At 56.4% G+C, this 13618-nt stretch carries 12 protein-coding genes; 8 read left to right on the forward strand and 4 right to left on the reverse strand.

Annotated elements, in window-relative coordinates; all coding sequences use genetic code 11:
• Positions 1-4 precede the first annotated feature (4 nt).
• From ACA079_RS11810 to ACA079_RS11820, 3 genes are all read left to right on the forward strand, one after another.
• A complete protein-coding gene (locus tag ACA079_RS11810; protein ID WP_497703609.1) occupies positions 5-835 on the forward strand; it encodes a carbohydrate ABC transporter permease in 831 nt (276 codons plus the stop codon).
• A gap of 130 nt (positions 836-965) precedes the next feature.
• Positions 966-2063: an ABC transporter ATP-binding protein gene (locus ACA079_RS11815; RefSeq protein ID WP_497703610.1), complete on the forward strand. Its 1098-nt coding sequence runs from the start codon at positions 966-968 to the stop codon at positions 2061-2063.
• A 65-nt stretch (positions 2064-2128) separates the two neighbouring features.
• Positions 2129-2902 carry an L-iditol 2-dehydrogenase gene (locus tag ACA079_RS11820; protein WP_497703611.1) on the forward strand — a complete coding sequence of 258 codons (774 nt, stop codon included), beginning with the start codon at positions 2129-2131 and terminating at the stop codon, positions 2900-2902.
• Positions 2903-3015: 113 nt separating this feature from the next.
• Here ACA079_RS11820 and ACA079_RS11825 read toward each other — a convergent pair whose 3' ends face one another.
• Entirely contained in the window at positions 3016-3216 is a 201-nt protein-coding gene (locus ACA079_RS11825) for a hypothetical protein (protein ID WP_497703612.1), read from the reverse strand.
• Positions 3217-3412: 196 nt separating this feature from the next.
• Between ACA079_RS11825 and ACA079_RS11830 the strand changes: the two genes are divergently transcribed.
• From ACA079_RS11830 to ACA079_RS11840, 3 genes are all read left to right on the forward strand, one after another.
• Positions 3413-3643 carry a hypothetical protein gene (locus tag ACA079_RS11830; RefSeq protein ID WP_008155471.1) on the forward strand — a complete coding sequence of 77 codons (231 nt, stop codon included), beginning with the start codon at positions 3413-3415 and terminating at the stop codon, positions 3641-3643.
• A gap of 264 nt (positions 3644-3907) precedes the next feature.
• Positions 3908-5062 carry a GNAT family N-acetyltransferase gene (locus ACA079_RS11835; protein ID WP_497703613.1) on the forward strand — a complete coding sequence of 385 codons (1155 nt, stop codon included), beginning with the start codon at positions 3908-3910 and terminating at the stop codon, positions 5060-5062.
• 74 nt (positions 5063-5136) lie between these two features.
• The gene (locus tag ACA079_RS11840; RefSeq protein ID WP_497703614.1) at positions 5137-6255 is read left to right on the forward strand and encodes a glycosyltransferase 61 family protein; all 1119 of its coding nucleotides are present in this window, start codon (positions 5137-5139) and stop codon (positions 6253-6255) included.
• A 32-nt stretch (positions 6256-6287) separates the two neighbouring features.
• Here the strand turns inward: ACA079_RS11840 and ACA079_RS11845 are convergent, their stop codons facing one another.
• On the reverse strand, positions 6288-7505 hold the full coding sequence (locus tag ACA079_RS11845; RefSeq protein WP_497704312.1) for a DUF3422 domain-containing protein: 1218 nt from the start codon (positions 7503-7505) through the stop codon (positions 6288-6290).
• A 153-nt stretch (positions 7506-7658) separates the two neighbouring features.
• The gene (locus tag ACA079_RS11850) at positions 7659-9338 is read right to left on the reverse strand and encodes a thiamine pyrophosphate-binding protein (protein ID WP_497703615.1); all 1680 of its coding nucleotides are present in this window, start codon (positions 9336-9338) and stop codon (positions 7659-7661) included.
• Positions 9339-9638: 300 nt separating this feature from the next.
• Here ACA079_RS11850 and ACA079_RS11855 point away from each other — a divergent pair, with 300 nt between their 5' ends.
• Positions 9639-11648: a putative bifunctional diguanylate cyclase/phosphodiesterase gene (locus ACA079_RS11855; RefSeq protein WP_497703616.1), complete on the forward strand. Its 2010-nt coding sequence runs from the start codon at positions 9639-9641 to the stop codon at positions 11646-11648.
• A gap of 56 nt (positions 11649-11704) precedes the next feature.
• On the opposite strand, the gene ACA079_RS11860 is transcribed toward ACA079_RS11855, so the two are convergent.
• A complete protein-coding gene (locus tag ACA079_RS11860) occupies positions 11705-12943 on the reverse strand; it encodes an MFS transporter (RefSeq protein WP_497703617.1) in 1239 nt (412 codons plus the stop codon).
• 149 nt (positions 12944-13092) lie between these two features.
• Between ACA079_RS11860 and ACA079_RS11865 the strand changes: the two genes are divergently transcribed.
• Complete coding sequence (locus ACA079_RS11865) at positions 13093-13563, forward strand: Lrp/AsnC family transcriptional regulator (RefSeq protein WP_497703618.1); 471 nt, start codon at positions 13093-13095, stop codon at positions 13561-13563.
• Positions 13564-13618: the final 55 nt, after the last annotated feature.

A 13618-nucleotide genomic window follows, 5' to 3' on the forward strand; every position in this document is an offset into this window, starting at 1 on the left:
CGCCATGACCCTTCAACAATCCCGCCGTCTGCAAAGCCTGCTGCTCGGCACCCTGGCCTGGGCCATCGCGATCCTGATCTTCTTCCCGATCTTCTGGATGGTGATGACCAGTTTCAAAACCGAAATCGATGCGTTCGCCACGCCGCCGCAGTTCCTCTTCACGCCCACGCTGGAGAACTACCTGCACATCAACGAGCGCAGCGATTACTTCAGCTTCGCCTGGAACTCGGTGGTGATCTCCTTCAGCGCCACGGCGCTGTGCCTGCTGATCGCGGTGCCGGCGGCCTACTCGATGGCGTTCTACGAAACCCAACGTACCAAGGGCACGCTGCTGTGGATGCTCTCCACCAAGATGCTGCCGCCAGTGGGCGTGCTGATGCCGATCTACCTGCTGGTCAAGAGTTTCGGCCTGCTCGATACGCGCATCGCGCTGATCGTGATCTACACGCTGATCAACCTGCCGATCGTGGTCTGGATGATTTACACCTACTTCAAAGACATCCCCAAGGACATCCTCGAAGCCGCGCGCCTCGACGGTGCCACGCTGTGGCAGGAAATGGTCCGGGTGCTGCTGCCGATCGCCAAGGGTGGCCTGGCGTCCACGGTGCTGCTGTCGCTGATCCTGTGCTGGAACGAGGCGTTCTGGTCCTTGAACCTGACTTCGTCGAAAGCCGCACCGCTGACCGCATTGATCGCCTCCTACTCAAGTCCCGAAGGTCTGTTCTGGGCCAAGTTGTCGGCGGTGTCGACGCTGGCCTGCGCGCCGATCCTGATCTTCGGCTGGATCAGCCAGAAACAATTGGTCCGCGGCCTGTCGTTCGGCGCCGTGAAATGAATCAAAAGCAAAAGATCGCAGCCTGCGGCAGCTCCTACAGGGACACCGCATCGGCCGGACGTTCCGTGTAGGAGCTGCCGAAGGCTGCGATCTTTTGATCTTAAAAAACAACAAACGGAGGCCCATCATCATGGCCAACCTGAAAATCAAGAATCTGCAAAAAGGCTTCGAAGGTCTGTCCATCATCAAGGGCATTGATCTCGAAGTCCGTGATAAAGAATTCGTGGTATTCGTCGGTCCATCGGGCTGCGGAAAATCCACCCTGCTACGGCTGATTGCCGGCCTGGAGGAGGTCACCAGCGGCACCATCGAACTGGATGGCCGCGACATCACCGAAGTCAGCCCGGCCAAGCGCGACCTGGCGATGGTGTTCCAGACCTATGCCCTGTACCCGCACATGACGGTGCGCAAGAACATGTCCTTCGCGCTGGATCTGGCGGGTGATAACAAGCAGGACGTCGAGCGCAAGGTGACTGAGGCTGCACGGATCCTGGAGCTGGAACGTCTGCTGGAGCGCAAGCCGAAGCAACTGTCCGGCGGCCAGCGTCAGCGCGTGGCCATCGGCCGGGCCATCGTGCGTAACCCGAAAATCTTCCTGTTCGACGAGCCACTGTCCAACCTCGACGCCGCTCTACGGGTGCAGATGCGCCTGGAGCTATCCCGGCTGCATAAAGAACTGCAGGCCACGATGATCTACGTGACCCACGACCAGGTCGAAGCCATGACGCTCGCCACCAAGGTGGTGGTGCTCAACGGCGGTCGTATCGAGCAGATTGGCTCGCCGCTCGAGCTTTATCACCAACCGGCCAATCTGTTCGTCGCAGGTTTTTTGGGCACCCCGAAAATGGGCTTTCTCAAGGCCACCGTGGTTGCCAACAATCATCAGGGCGTAGAGGTCGAACTGGCCTCCGGTCGACGTCTGCTGATTCCTCGTGATGGCAGCACGTTGAGTAAGGGCAACGAGGTGACCGTTGGAATACGTCCCGAACACCTCAGCCTGGATGATCAAGGGCAACTGCCCATCACCACGGACGTCACCGAACGCCTGGGCAGCGACACCTTCTGCCACGTCGTCGCCAAGTCTGGTGAAGCACTCACCGTAAGGGTCAATGGCGACTGCGATGTCGCTTATGGAGAGCAGCGGTGGGTCGCGCTGGACGTTGCGCATTGCCATTTGTTCGACGAACACGGGAAGGCTGTCGCCCCGTTGGTGCGTCGCGCCGCCTGATCTTAATCCTCTTCAATGCCCTCGGTTGGGCGTACCCGACATTCAAGAAAACGGATGAACAACCAATGAAACGACTAGAAGGTAAAAGCGCGCTTGTCACCGGATCCGCCCGAGGCATCGGCCGTTCTTTTGCTCAGGCCTATGTTAATGAAGGGGCAACGGTAGCCATCGCTGACATCAACCTTGAGCGCGCCCGGGCCACGGCTGCCGAACTCGGACCCAACGCTTACGCTGTCGAGATGGACGTGACCGACCAAGCGTCTATCGATGATGCGATTGCAGCTGTGATTTCACAGACAGGCAAGTTGGATATCCTGATCAACAACGCCGCATTATTCGATCTCGCGCCCATAGTCGACATCACCCGCGACAGCTTCGAGCGTTTGTTTTCGATCAATGTCGCAGGAACACTGTTCACCCTTCAGGCGGCTGCTCGTCAGATGATCAGGCAGGGGCATGGCGGCAAAATCATCAATATGGCCAGCCAGGCAGGTCGCAGAGGAGAGGCACTGGTGGGTGTGTATTGCGCGACGAAAGCGGCGGTGATCAGCCTCACCCAATCAGCCGGTCTGGACCTGATCAAGCATGGGATCAATGTGAATGCCATCGCGCCAGGCGTGGTCGACGGCGAGCACTGGGATGGCGTAGATGCGATGTTCGCTCAATACGAGAATCGGCCATTGGGCGAAAAGAAAAGGCTCGTGGGTCAAGAGGTGCCTTTTGGACGGATGGGGACTGCTGATGACCTGGCGGGAATGGCCATATTCCTCGCGTCGTCCGAGAGTGAATACGTGGTGGCTCAGACCTACAACGTCGACGGTGGAAACTGGATGAGTTGACGTCAAAGCAGCACAGGCACTTGCAACGGTTACGCGCCCAACAAGGTTAAAAAGCGGCCAACTCGACCCACGTCTATGGCCGCTTTTGACGCCAGTCAGCGTCAAGCATCTGGCTAGTTACCGTCCGCCACTTTCCGTTCTATCTCAGCTATTTTTCGACTGAGTTCCTCAGCTTCCTGCTCCTTGGTTCGAGTTGAAGAGGGCGTAACGGTTTCATCCATATCTTTGGCGTCCGTGTCCTTGTCCTCAAGATCTCTTTCGGCGTTTGACGTTGCGTCCGGTTCGACGTCGTTAACACTGTTATCGTTGTTCATATCACTGACCTCCATTGACCTGAACATTGGATTCAATGCCATGGCTTGAGTTCGAGATTTTTTGTCGGCGTCGATCAGCTTGGGCAACGAAACGTACCGGCGGTCAGACTGCCTGAATTTTCCCTCCTGGCGGTACTCCACCGTCCGAGGAGCAGTCGCTCCTTAATAGCGGTGTAATCCGCCGGGGGAACATGTAATGCCATCGGTCGAAGACTTCAGAATCCAGTCTCATGCATTCCTGATCGAGCTGGACGCCGCAACGATGGGCATGATGACGTTGGTCTCTTCCAAATGTGTTTCAGGACCAGAATGGGAAGAGGCGACCAAACGGCATCACGATGCCTACGAGATCTGGAATGCCTTTCTTAATGTCTCTCCTTCAAGCACTGACGTAGTCACTCCGTTAAATACTTCGGGCGCTGACTAAGGACGATTTTGGGGGTGACACTCCCCGTCAATTAACAGGGCGCTTCCATTCCAAGATGGAAGAAAAATTGGCGTCATGAAATAGACGACGGGCGCCACCCCATGTCGCTTGCAAAGTCTCTACCTTGATCTTTACTAGTCACTGAACGTGAGAGCGTTCCTCATCAAATATGTCTTTTATATCAAGGTTTAAGCGCGCCTCTTGAAGTTCCGCCTTGATCTTTTTCTTATCTGCCCAAAAGAAAGCTCAAAGGATGACGAAGAAATGAAAGAGAACTTGGCGGCAGTTATCCGCAAACTCATATCTCCTTCAATGCGGTATGAGATAAGAAACGCTTTGAACTGGTTGCGAGACATCCTTGGACGCGCGTGTTTCTGGCGCTGGGAGATTGCCAGGTTCAGAGCGCAAAACGAAAGTCCTTACGAAATCCTCTATATCGGAAGGAAAAAGAAGCGGGAGATGGCCAAGCTTCTCATAAGGGGAAAGTCCCAAGGTGATTCCCCTATGGTCGACGGCGAACCGGAACCTGGTGCTTCGAGTCATGTGGTAGTGGTCAGTGAAATGCCGACCTCGGGGGCCTTGTATGTGCCCTTGTATCTGAGTGCCGTCGTGCCGCTGGGGCGATCCATCGAGGAGATCACCACAAAATACGATAGCGAATTGCGTCGAAATATACGCAAGAACCGACCGCGCTACCGAATGGTCCAGACGCTGCTGGATGAAGACATTGAAAAGGCAGACAGGGAAATGCTTCGACCTTATGCCACGGCAAGGCAAGGCATACACGCTGCGCAATTTGCCACGCAGGAGGTTTTCAGGATCGCCAAGACTGTCGGCCGGCTCGACCTGATCATGCTGGAGGACGAAGTTGTTGCATGTCACCTTGGCTGCGTAATAACCCGGGGCGGAAAGCGCTACTGGAGCACGCTACGTTTCGGATATACCGAGGCGATTTTTTCAGATGCCAAAAGACTGCGTGAAGTGAACTCGATTACCACTTTCATGGCACTTGAATGGGCGATAGACAATGGCTTCGATTATTACGACATCGGTCTTTGCCTGGCACGACCAGATGACGGACTTCTGAAATGGAAAAGAAGGCGCGGCGGTGATATTGATTCCCTGGGAAACCACGCTTATATGTTTGTCCGGTTGCCCAAGACAGGGGCAGCCAAATTCCTCTGGGACACGCCGCTATTTGCTGTCGAAGGAAAGGAATTGACCCTTCACCTTGGCTTGCCGGACGGGCCAAGCGATGAGGAGGTCGCCAGTCGTTATCATGAAATGGTATTTGGCGGTCTGCACAAGATTTATCTTTATTGCGCCAAGAGCTCGGGCGAACAGTTTCTCGAAACCTTGCGCAGTCGCTACGCCAGTTTGCAGACCCCACCCATTATGAAAAGGATTGCATCCAGCTGAGCAATTTCCACGACTGAAATAAATAGTGCGCTTCGCGTCTGGCTATTGACCCTGTCCCGCAGGGAGGACTCTTCATGGAAAGCGATGTTTCGCAGATAAGCACTTCGCCCACTGGCAATCGGAAAAAATGGACCCTTGCCGCCTACAGGTATATGGCAAGAAAAAGACTCGCACGAAAGGCGGAGATCAGTTTAAAAAACCTGGCGGTGAAAACCTGGGATGTTGCTCCGGGTGGGATATCGCATTCTCCACCGGCTTTCTTCCTGCCCAATCAAATGGACCGAGTGACAGGATGGGAGGCGAAGCGCTTTTATCCTTTCGAGCATCCCGCTCGCACAATGGAAGGGCTGGGCGACGTAGTACAAGGCCCGACACGTGGTTACCTGATCAAGGATGTCTGGCTGATCGATGGAGCGCTCTACAAGAACAAGGCAAGTCACTGGTTGTCTCTCAAGCCCGGTTTGTTCCCGCGAATTCTCGTGGAAAACGAGATCGAGCGCGGTGCCGCCTACTGCACGCAAAATGGAAATACATGGTTTGGTACCTGGTTGATGGAAGACTGCCCGACCTATTCATTGGCATGCGACGAAGGCGTCCCGGTAACCACCGCACCATCCGCCAGGTTTCCTCTATTTACCCAGGCTCCCGCCTATGAGGACTGGTTTGATATGAAGCCGCTTCGCTTGCGCGGTGCGTTTTTTCGTGAGCTCGTGCTGTTCGACGATGTGAGCAACAATCAAAGCAGGCATTTACGTTTCCGTGCCATGGGTGAAAAGCTACTGTCGCACGTGAGCTATGACACTCACCCTGGCGTGTTCATTCTCCGTGGGGGCGACGGTGACTTGCGTTTATTGCGCAATGAAATCGAGCTTGCTGAACATCTGCGCAAGACCAGGGGTTTTCGCATAATCAATCCTTTGAAAACCGATGTCCCTACCATAGTGGCGACGTGTGCCGGGGCGCGGACCGTGATTGGGGTCGAAGGGAGCCAGCTTGTACATGGTGTCAATGTACTGCCGCAGGGTGGTTCGTTGCTGGTACTGCAGCCACCGAACCGTTTCGTCAGCTACTTCAAGTACCTGACGGATCGCGACAACCAGAATTTTGGCTTCGTGGTCGGAACGCCAGAGGGCGATGGCTTCAAGATCGACATTCAAGAGGTTGAGCGCACACTGGACCTGCTCCCATCCTGATGGGTGATGGCGCCTCCCTGCGTTTCACCGTATCAGTGCTCTTTGACTTTCTTGATGCGGAAAATAATCAGCGCAAGGATGGCGATCGCGAGGGGCGTCATGGCCAGCATCGCCTCTCGCGGGGCCACCTCGGCGCCGAGCAGGTGCAACCCTGAGTAGCCAAGCTTGAGCAGGTTCAGCAGGTAGTAAGTAATGGCAATAATCGACAGACCTTCGACGGCGCGCTGGATTTTGATCTGGGCGTCGGCGCGGGCGTTCAGGCTTTTGAGAATTTCCGAGTTCTGTTCCTCCATCTCCACCTGAACCCTGGCTTGCAACAGGTCGCCCAGGTTGGCCACGCTTTTCGCCAGGTGCTCCAGGCGTTGTTCGGTGGCGGTGCAGTACCTGACGGTGGGTTTGAAGCGGCGTTCGATGAACACCCCGAGGCGCTGGCAATCGCCGACGTGACTTTCCCGCAATTCGCCCAGGCGCTCGTACACGAGTTGGGCATAGGCCTGGGTGGCACTGAAGCGGTGGCGGGTTTTCGCGGTACTGCTGACCACTTGGGCTGACAGGTTGGAGATGTCCGCCAACAGGGCTTTCGCGTTGCCGCTGTCAGCGTCGGCGTTACGCTCGGAGAGGGTGACCAAGGTCTTGTCAAAGACATCGAGTTGCGCGCTCAAGGTCTTGGCCGTGGTCAACGACAGCGAGGCCATCATGCGGTAGGTCTCGATTTCCAGCAGACGGCGGATCATCCGGCCTTGGCGGTAAGCGTTGAGGCGCCGGTTGACGAACAGGATGTGGTTATTGCCGTCCTCGCTGAGACGAAAATCGCTCCAGACCACCGCATCGCCACCGCCCACACAGGAACCGCACGGGTCCTTGAAGCCGTAGCCGGCGAGGTCCAGGCCGGCTTCGCCACGCACGACGATCTGCACCGAGTTGATCAGCTGCGGCAAATGCGCTTCGACCTTTTGCGCCAGCACCTCGGGCAGTGATGTCCAGGACAAGTCATCGCAGGATGAAGTGACCACCAGGGTCAGGGTGAAGAACTCGGCGTGGCGTTCCCATTTCAGGGCGTGGCCATCGAGTTGGGTGATGCCCTGGGCGGTATGAGGATCGATCGGGATAGGGCAGCAGCGCTCCAGCAGCGCATTGCACTCCGGTTCCCCGCCAAGGAAGGCCAGATGAAACACATGGGCTGGCTCGTCGAAATACAGTGACGGACGCGCGTGCAGTTCGTTGTGCAGGGTTTGTCTTTGCGGATGCATGCTGTTCAGGCCATTGATCGACTGCTGTTGTAGGTGGGACAGGTCGATGAACTCACGAGTCACAAGCAGCAATCCGTGGTTTTGCGCGGAACAATCAAAAAAAGGCGCCTTCTACAACGTGAATCAGGCGCCCAAAACAGAAAAAATTACCGCTCACTTTTTGCTTGATTGCTCTCTGATCTGAGTCAGGCTGAGTCGTGGGGTCAATGCTTCAGGGTCGACTCTGACCTCAATCAAGGATGGCCGGGACATTTCGAGGCAGCGTTCAAACGCTGGCGCAAATTCCGACGTGGCGGTTACCACCTCGCCATGCAGTCCATAGGCTTGGGCAAGTGCGGCGAAATCCGGGTTGTGCAATTCAGTGCCTGACACGCGTCCAGGGTAATTGCGTTCCTGGTGCATTCTGATGGTTCCGTACATTCCGTTGTTGATCACAACGAAAATCACATTGGCCCCATATTGCGCTGCAGTCGCAATCTCCTGACCGTTCATCAAGAAGCAGCCATCTCCTGAAAACGAAACCACCACTCGATCCGGGCACGTCAGTTTGGCGGCCACAGCAGCAGGAACGCCATAGCCCATAGAGCCATTGGTAGGGCCTAGCTGGGTGCGGTATTGGCGGAACTGATAGAAGCGTTGAAGCCAAACGGCATAGTTTCCGGCTCCATTGGTCAGGATCGCGTCGTCCGGAAGTCTGCGATTCAACCACTCAATGATTTCCGCCATTTGCACATCGCCAGGGGAGGGCGAGTGTTGCAGATTATCGCGGTAGTTTTTGTTCAGGGTGCGCGTCCATTCACTCTTTATTTGGCTGGTCGCCGCCGGAAGTTTTGCGGCTGATCTGGCAAAGGTCGACATGCTGCTGTTGATCGCTAACGCAGGTTGGTAAACCCGCCCCAGTTCCTCGATGCCTTGGTGAACATGGATCAAGGTTTGCTTGGGTACCGGGATTTCCAAGGCAGCATATCCGCCCGTTGAAACCTCACCCATTCTGGAGCCCACCACCAATAGCAGGTCGGCATTTTTTACCGCTGAGGACAGCTGCGCTGACGCGGCGAAACCAAGATCGCCGACATAGTTCGGGTGTCGATTGTCGAACAGGTCCTGGCAGCGAAAGGAGGCGGCAACCGGGATATTTTGCTGTTCAGCAAAAAGCCGGATGTCGTGCACTGACTCGGTGTCCCAACCGCTGCCACCCAGCACCATCAATGGCCGCTCTGATCGCTCAAGCAGTTGCTGCATGGCAGCCATTTGCTCGGCTGCCGGGGTCATCAATACACGTTTGAAAGGCCCGGCATCACTGACTTCCGCCATTTCGGTCAGCATGTCTTCCGGCAGTGCGACCACGACAGGCCCAGGCCTGCCATTGACCGCTCGGTGGAACGCCTGGCTGATCAGTTCGGGAATTCTGCGGGTGTCGTCTATTTGCACGACCCATTTCGCCAAGGGGCCAAACATCTGGCGAAAATCAACTTCCTGAAAGGCTTCGCGATACTGCTGATCGCGAGCGACCTGGCCAATGAACAGTATCATCGGCGATGAATCCTGGAACGCAGTGTGAACGCCAACCGAGGCGTTCGTTGCACCCGGACCTCGGGTCACGAAGCAGATGCCTGGTTCTCCAGTGAGCTTGCCGTAGGCTTCTGCCATATAGGCCGCCCCACCTTCCTGGCGGCACACCACCAGATCGATTTCTTCTTGCACGTCATGCAATGCATCGAGCACCGCGAGGTAGCTTTCTCCCGGAACACAAAAAGCTCTTTTGACGCCATGGATGCGTAAGGCATCCACCAATATCTGACCTCCGCTACGACGAGAAATGGTTTTATTCATTGTTATCTCCTGAGTCGAATGGTGCGGTGTGAAAGGGTGAATCGCGCTCTTTCTGACAGGTACTGACTCGATCTATTGGAAGAACAACGGCTAACGTCTGCGCCACGAATTCTGAGCATCATCGAGTAGGGGTACAAACGATGATTGCTCAGCACTTCATTCCCTCAGCTATTGAAGTTCCTTGGGTAGGCGCACAGCCACTATCGAATAAACAAGGTCGGTTTCGTTTTCGACTAAGCTCAAGGTTTGGTGGATATTGCCAGGAAGAATGGAAGCAGCCACGTCTACATGAGGTAGCGCATGAGCAATTTACCGCCAGCAAGTCCAGAGCATCCTGAAACCTTTGCACAAGTCATCGCCGTTTCCAGGCTAATACGTTGGAGTAACACCATACCCAGCAGGTGGGCGCGCTATGGTCTGGTCGTCGTACTGCTGACAATCAGCGGCTTTGCGGTGTGGTCTTCTATCACCACCGGACGCCTGGGGCAGGAGGCGATCGCCTCGAGCGTTCTGTCCGACCACTACACAGCGGCTGCGACTGCGGTGGCTGCCGCCGAGTCGCTGGAGCGTCTGTATCGCTTGGAACCGGGGCCGCAAGTGCTTCGCCGCTTCAATGAAAACGTGCAGGTGCTGACGCATGCACTCGAGCGAATTCACCACTCCGGATCGCCTGTGGACCGGCTCCTTGTCGAGGAGGTTCGCACGGCACTGACTCTCTACCTGGAAAGCGTCAACAAGTTGTTCAAGGCCGTTGACGGTGGGAATGATGCCGAGGTGCGCCGGATCGACAATGACGAGGGCGACCCGCGGTTTGAAAAGATTGAAAGAGTCGTTTTGCAAGCTGCTGCCGATCACCACGAGGAGTCTATCGTGGCGTTGGAGAAGCTGCGCACACGGGAAGCTTTCAACGCCAATAGCACGCCAATCGTTTTTATCGCCGGGCTGCTTCTCGCTGGGCTGTTCGCCCAAGTGCTGCGGCGCACACGTGTCGAGCTCGACAGTCAACGCAAGGACGCCTTGCACGCATCGCTACATGACAGGCTCACCGGGCTGGCCAACCGGACCCTCCTGGCTGACCGTTTCGAGCAGGCACTGCGCCTTGGTCGCCGACAGGGGTCAACCACGGGCCTGTTGCTGATCGATCTTGACCGGTTCAAGGACGTCAACGACACCCTGGGGCACCACTACGGGGACAGCCTGCTCGACCAGATCGGCCAGCGGCTGATCAGTGAAGCGCGGGAAATCGACACGGTCGCCCGGTTGGGAGGTGATGAGTTTGCGATTCTGCTTCCCTCCGTCGAAGGCCTGGAGGGGGCTTTGAAAGCAGCGCAACGGCTGCACACCGCGATTACCGCATCGTTCGAAATCGACGGGATCGAACTGGATGTCGAGGCCAGCTTTGGGGTAGTGGTTTCGGGTCTGCACGGTGACGATCCTTCGACGCTCATGCAGCGCGCCGACATCGCTATGTATGCAGCCAAGAAGCAGAGCAAGGGCATACTCGCCTACGACCCGGGAGGGGATCGGCGCTCTCCGGAACGCCTGGCAATGCTCGGCGAATTGCGGCGAGGTCTGGATCGCGGCGAATTGTTCCTGGAGTACCAGCCCAAGGTCAGTCTGAGCACAGGAAAAGTCACTGGCGTCGAGGCGTTGGTGCGCTGGCAGCATCCGGTGCGCGGCCTCGTGAATCCGGATGAGTTCATTCCGTTCGCCGAACTCACCGGGATCATCGGCTCCCTGACTCAATACGTGCTGAACCTCGCGTTGTCTCAAGTGCGGGCCTGGGCCGATGCCGGGATATGCATACCGGTTGCCGTGAACATTTCTGCGCGCAACCTGCTGGACGACAAGTTGGTGTTTCAGATCGTCGATCTGCTAGCGCACCACAAACTGACCGCCAATATGCTCGTTCTCGAAGTGACCGAGTCCGCCATCATGCTCGATTCCGATTCTGCTCGTACCATCCTGAGACAGTTACATACGATGGGCATCCATATCGCCATCGATGATTTCGGCGTCGGCTATACGAGTCTGGCTCAGTTGAAGGATTTGCCCATCAGTGAACTCAAGATCGACAAATCCTTTGTACTGGCCATGCAAAGCGATCAAGCCAACGAGTTAATCGTACGGAGCGTTGTCGATCTTGGTCACAATCTTGGCATGGCGGTCATCGCCGAAGGCGTAGAAACATCCGACGTGCTAGATGCTCTGTGCGGTTACCACTGCGACATGGTCCAGGGTTTTCACGTCTGCCGACCGGTCAGCGCCGAAGCGTTCATGCGGTGGTATGAAGAGAGAGAGCGCAAGTAGTTCAGCAGCCTCTCACCGATTCGGAGTCGATCCAATCCGAGCAAAGCAGGCTTACTTCATAAGGTTTCAGGCTCTGGGATAGAGGGAACGTAATCGTCTTGTGCCAAGCCAGTCGCAAGCAGCAGGCCAATCAAAGATGCCAGTCCGGTCGCCAACCAGGTCCAATGCCATCCACCAGCGCAACCGGCCAACTTGGCCAGCAGTGGTGGCATTGCAAACATGCCCATTGATGAAATCTGCTGCACCCAACCCACAGCCGTCGACACGGTTCGTTCACTGGGCGCAACGCTCACGGCGATCATGAATAGCGTCCCCGGGATTACACCGCCGACGGCTGAAAAGACCAGTACGGCGCCATAACGCACGACAGGCATGCCTTGAGTGAACTGGCCGAAAGCGAACAGCGTCGTGATGGCCATGCACATGTATCCGACCAACAACAGCCGCCTGGCACTGATACCCCGATGCAGCAACAGCGCTGCCGAGGTACTTCCGCTGATATTGACGAACGCGGCCAGCGCCGTCAGCGCACCTGCCATCGGCACCGACAAACCGGTGTCGGCATAGATTGATGGCAGAAAGCCGATGACGGCAATCCACTGCCCCGCGTACATGGCAAAGGCGATACCTACACGCCAGGGGCCGCTCGCCTTCAGCGTTGTCCATAGTCGATGCGTCCAGGCTTCACTGGGCGCCGCTGTGCACCGCGCAGAAGCAGTCTCTGGTGGAAGGCGCTGTCGATCGGATGGCACGGCTCGCACAAGCCAGATAATCATTGCGGCCGAACAGATGGCCGGAACGCCCCACCAACCTTGCCATCCCATCGTTTCTATCAATGTGGGGCCGACGATAAAAGCAATGGAAGTACCGATCGCTACGTAGCATCCCCACAGCCCCAGATGCAAAGCCAGGCGCTCGCGAGAAACCAGTTGTCGGATCAATCCAGGTGTCGGCAATGTTGTGAGTAAGAAGCCCAAGCCTTCCAAGGCTCGAAGCATCAGCAACTCATCAGGCTGCCGCGCCCCCATACCAATGACACTGGCGACGCACAGGATCATCTGACCGCTAATGATACTTCTGCGCAGCCCCATGCCATCGCTGAATACCCCGATCAAAACGCCGGCAAGCATTCCCGCCAGTTGCGTCAGCGATAGCAGGAACCCTGCTTGCACCATCGTCAGGTTCAACGAGGCCTGGAGAGCGGGAAGGGCCGGGGAAACCTTACCCAAGTGCAGGGCTGCGACCACGCCCGACAGGATGACGATGCAGGCCGGTGAAAAACTGATTTTCTGCATGAGATCTCCACCGCGACAGCGCGCACGAGGGTAGGCGCGGAGCACTTACAAACTGAGTGGCTAGTTTGCCGGCTGGAGCAGAAATTGTTTGATCAGTATTCCGTGATGGTGCACTACTATGAAATTCTGAATTCACATGTAGGCCTAAAGTGGATAAAACCATTCAGCTCGATAATCTGGACCGACGTATCCTTCGTACCTTGCAGTCCGATGCCAGCCTCAATGGAACAGCGCTGGCTGAAGCCGTGTCCAGTTCGCCAGCCTCCTGCTGGCGAAGAGTCCGGGCATTGGAAGAGGCAGGCATCCTTGGGGCTACCGTTCGCTTGATTGATCGACGGGCAGTCAATCGCGATGTCGATGTGATCTGCTCGCTGCGGCTCAAGTCCCACGGCGAGCAGGATGCCGAAGCCTTCGAACGCTTCGTTGCAGGGCAGGAGAATATACTCGAGTGTTATACGGTCTCCGGCGAATGGGATTACATGCTGCGGGTCGTCGCGGCTGATATTCGAGACTACGAGCAATTCTTGATGCACACCCTGTTGCGACATCCGTCTGTCGCGACTGCCAGCTCACAGTTCGCGCTAAAGCGGGTGAAGTACACCACTAGCGTGCCGGTCTGAACCAGATCACCATCGGCTGCACCTGACCCGCCTTCAATCCAGGCTGCCTCAGCGC

Source organism: Pseudomonas sp. LBUM1645 (assembly GCF_059716185.1).

Excerpts from the sequence above, each read along its gene's own strand:
- ACA079_RS11810 (WP_497703609.1), top strand. The coding sequence starts at position 5 with ATGACCCTTCAACAATCCCGCCGTCTGCAAAGCCTGCTGCTCGGCACC.
- ACA079_RS11815 (WP_497703610.1), top strand. The coding sequence starts at position 966 with ATGGCCAACCTGAAAATCAAGAATCTGCAAAAAGGCTTCGAAGGTCTG.
- ACA079_RS11820 (WP_497703611.1), top strand. The coding sequence starts at position 2,129 with ATGAAACGACTAGAAGGTAAAAGCGCGCTTGTCACCGGATCCGCCCGA.
- ACA079_RS11825 (WP_497703612.1), bottom strand. The coding sequence starts at position 3,216 with ATGAACAACGATAACAGTGTTAACGACGTCGAACCGGACGCAACGTCA.
- ACA079_RS11830 (WP_008155471.1), top strand. The coding sequence starts at position 3,413 with ATGCCATCGGTCGAAGACTTCAGAATCCAGTCTCATGCATTCCTGATC.
- ACA079_RS11835 (WP_497703613.1), top strand. The coding sequence starts at position 3,908 with ATGAAAGAGAACTTGGCGGCAGTTATCCGCAAACTCATATCTCCTTCA.
- ACA079_RS11840 (WP_497703614.1), top strand. The coding sequence starts at position 5,137 with ATGGAAAGCGATGTTTCGCAGATAAGCACTTCGCCCACTGGCAATCGG.
- ACA079_RS11845 (WP_497704312.1), bottom strand. The coding sequence starts at position 7,505 with ATGCATCCGCAAAGACAAACCCTGCACAACGAACTGCACGCGCGTCCG.
- ACA079_RS11850 (WP_497703615.1), bottom strand. The coding sequence starts at position 9,338 with ATGAATAAAACCATTTCTCGTCGTAGCGGAGGTCAGATATTGGTGGAT.
- ACA079_RS11855 (WP_497703616.1), top strand. The coding sequence starts at position 9,639 with ATGAGCAATTTACCGCCAGCAAGTCCAGAGCATCCTGAAACCTTTGCA.
- ACA079_RS11860 (WP_497703617.1), bottom strand. The coding sequence starts at position 12,943 with ATGCAGAAAATCAGTTTTTCACCGGCCTGCATCGTCATCCTGTCGGGC.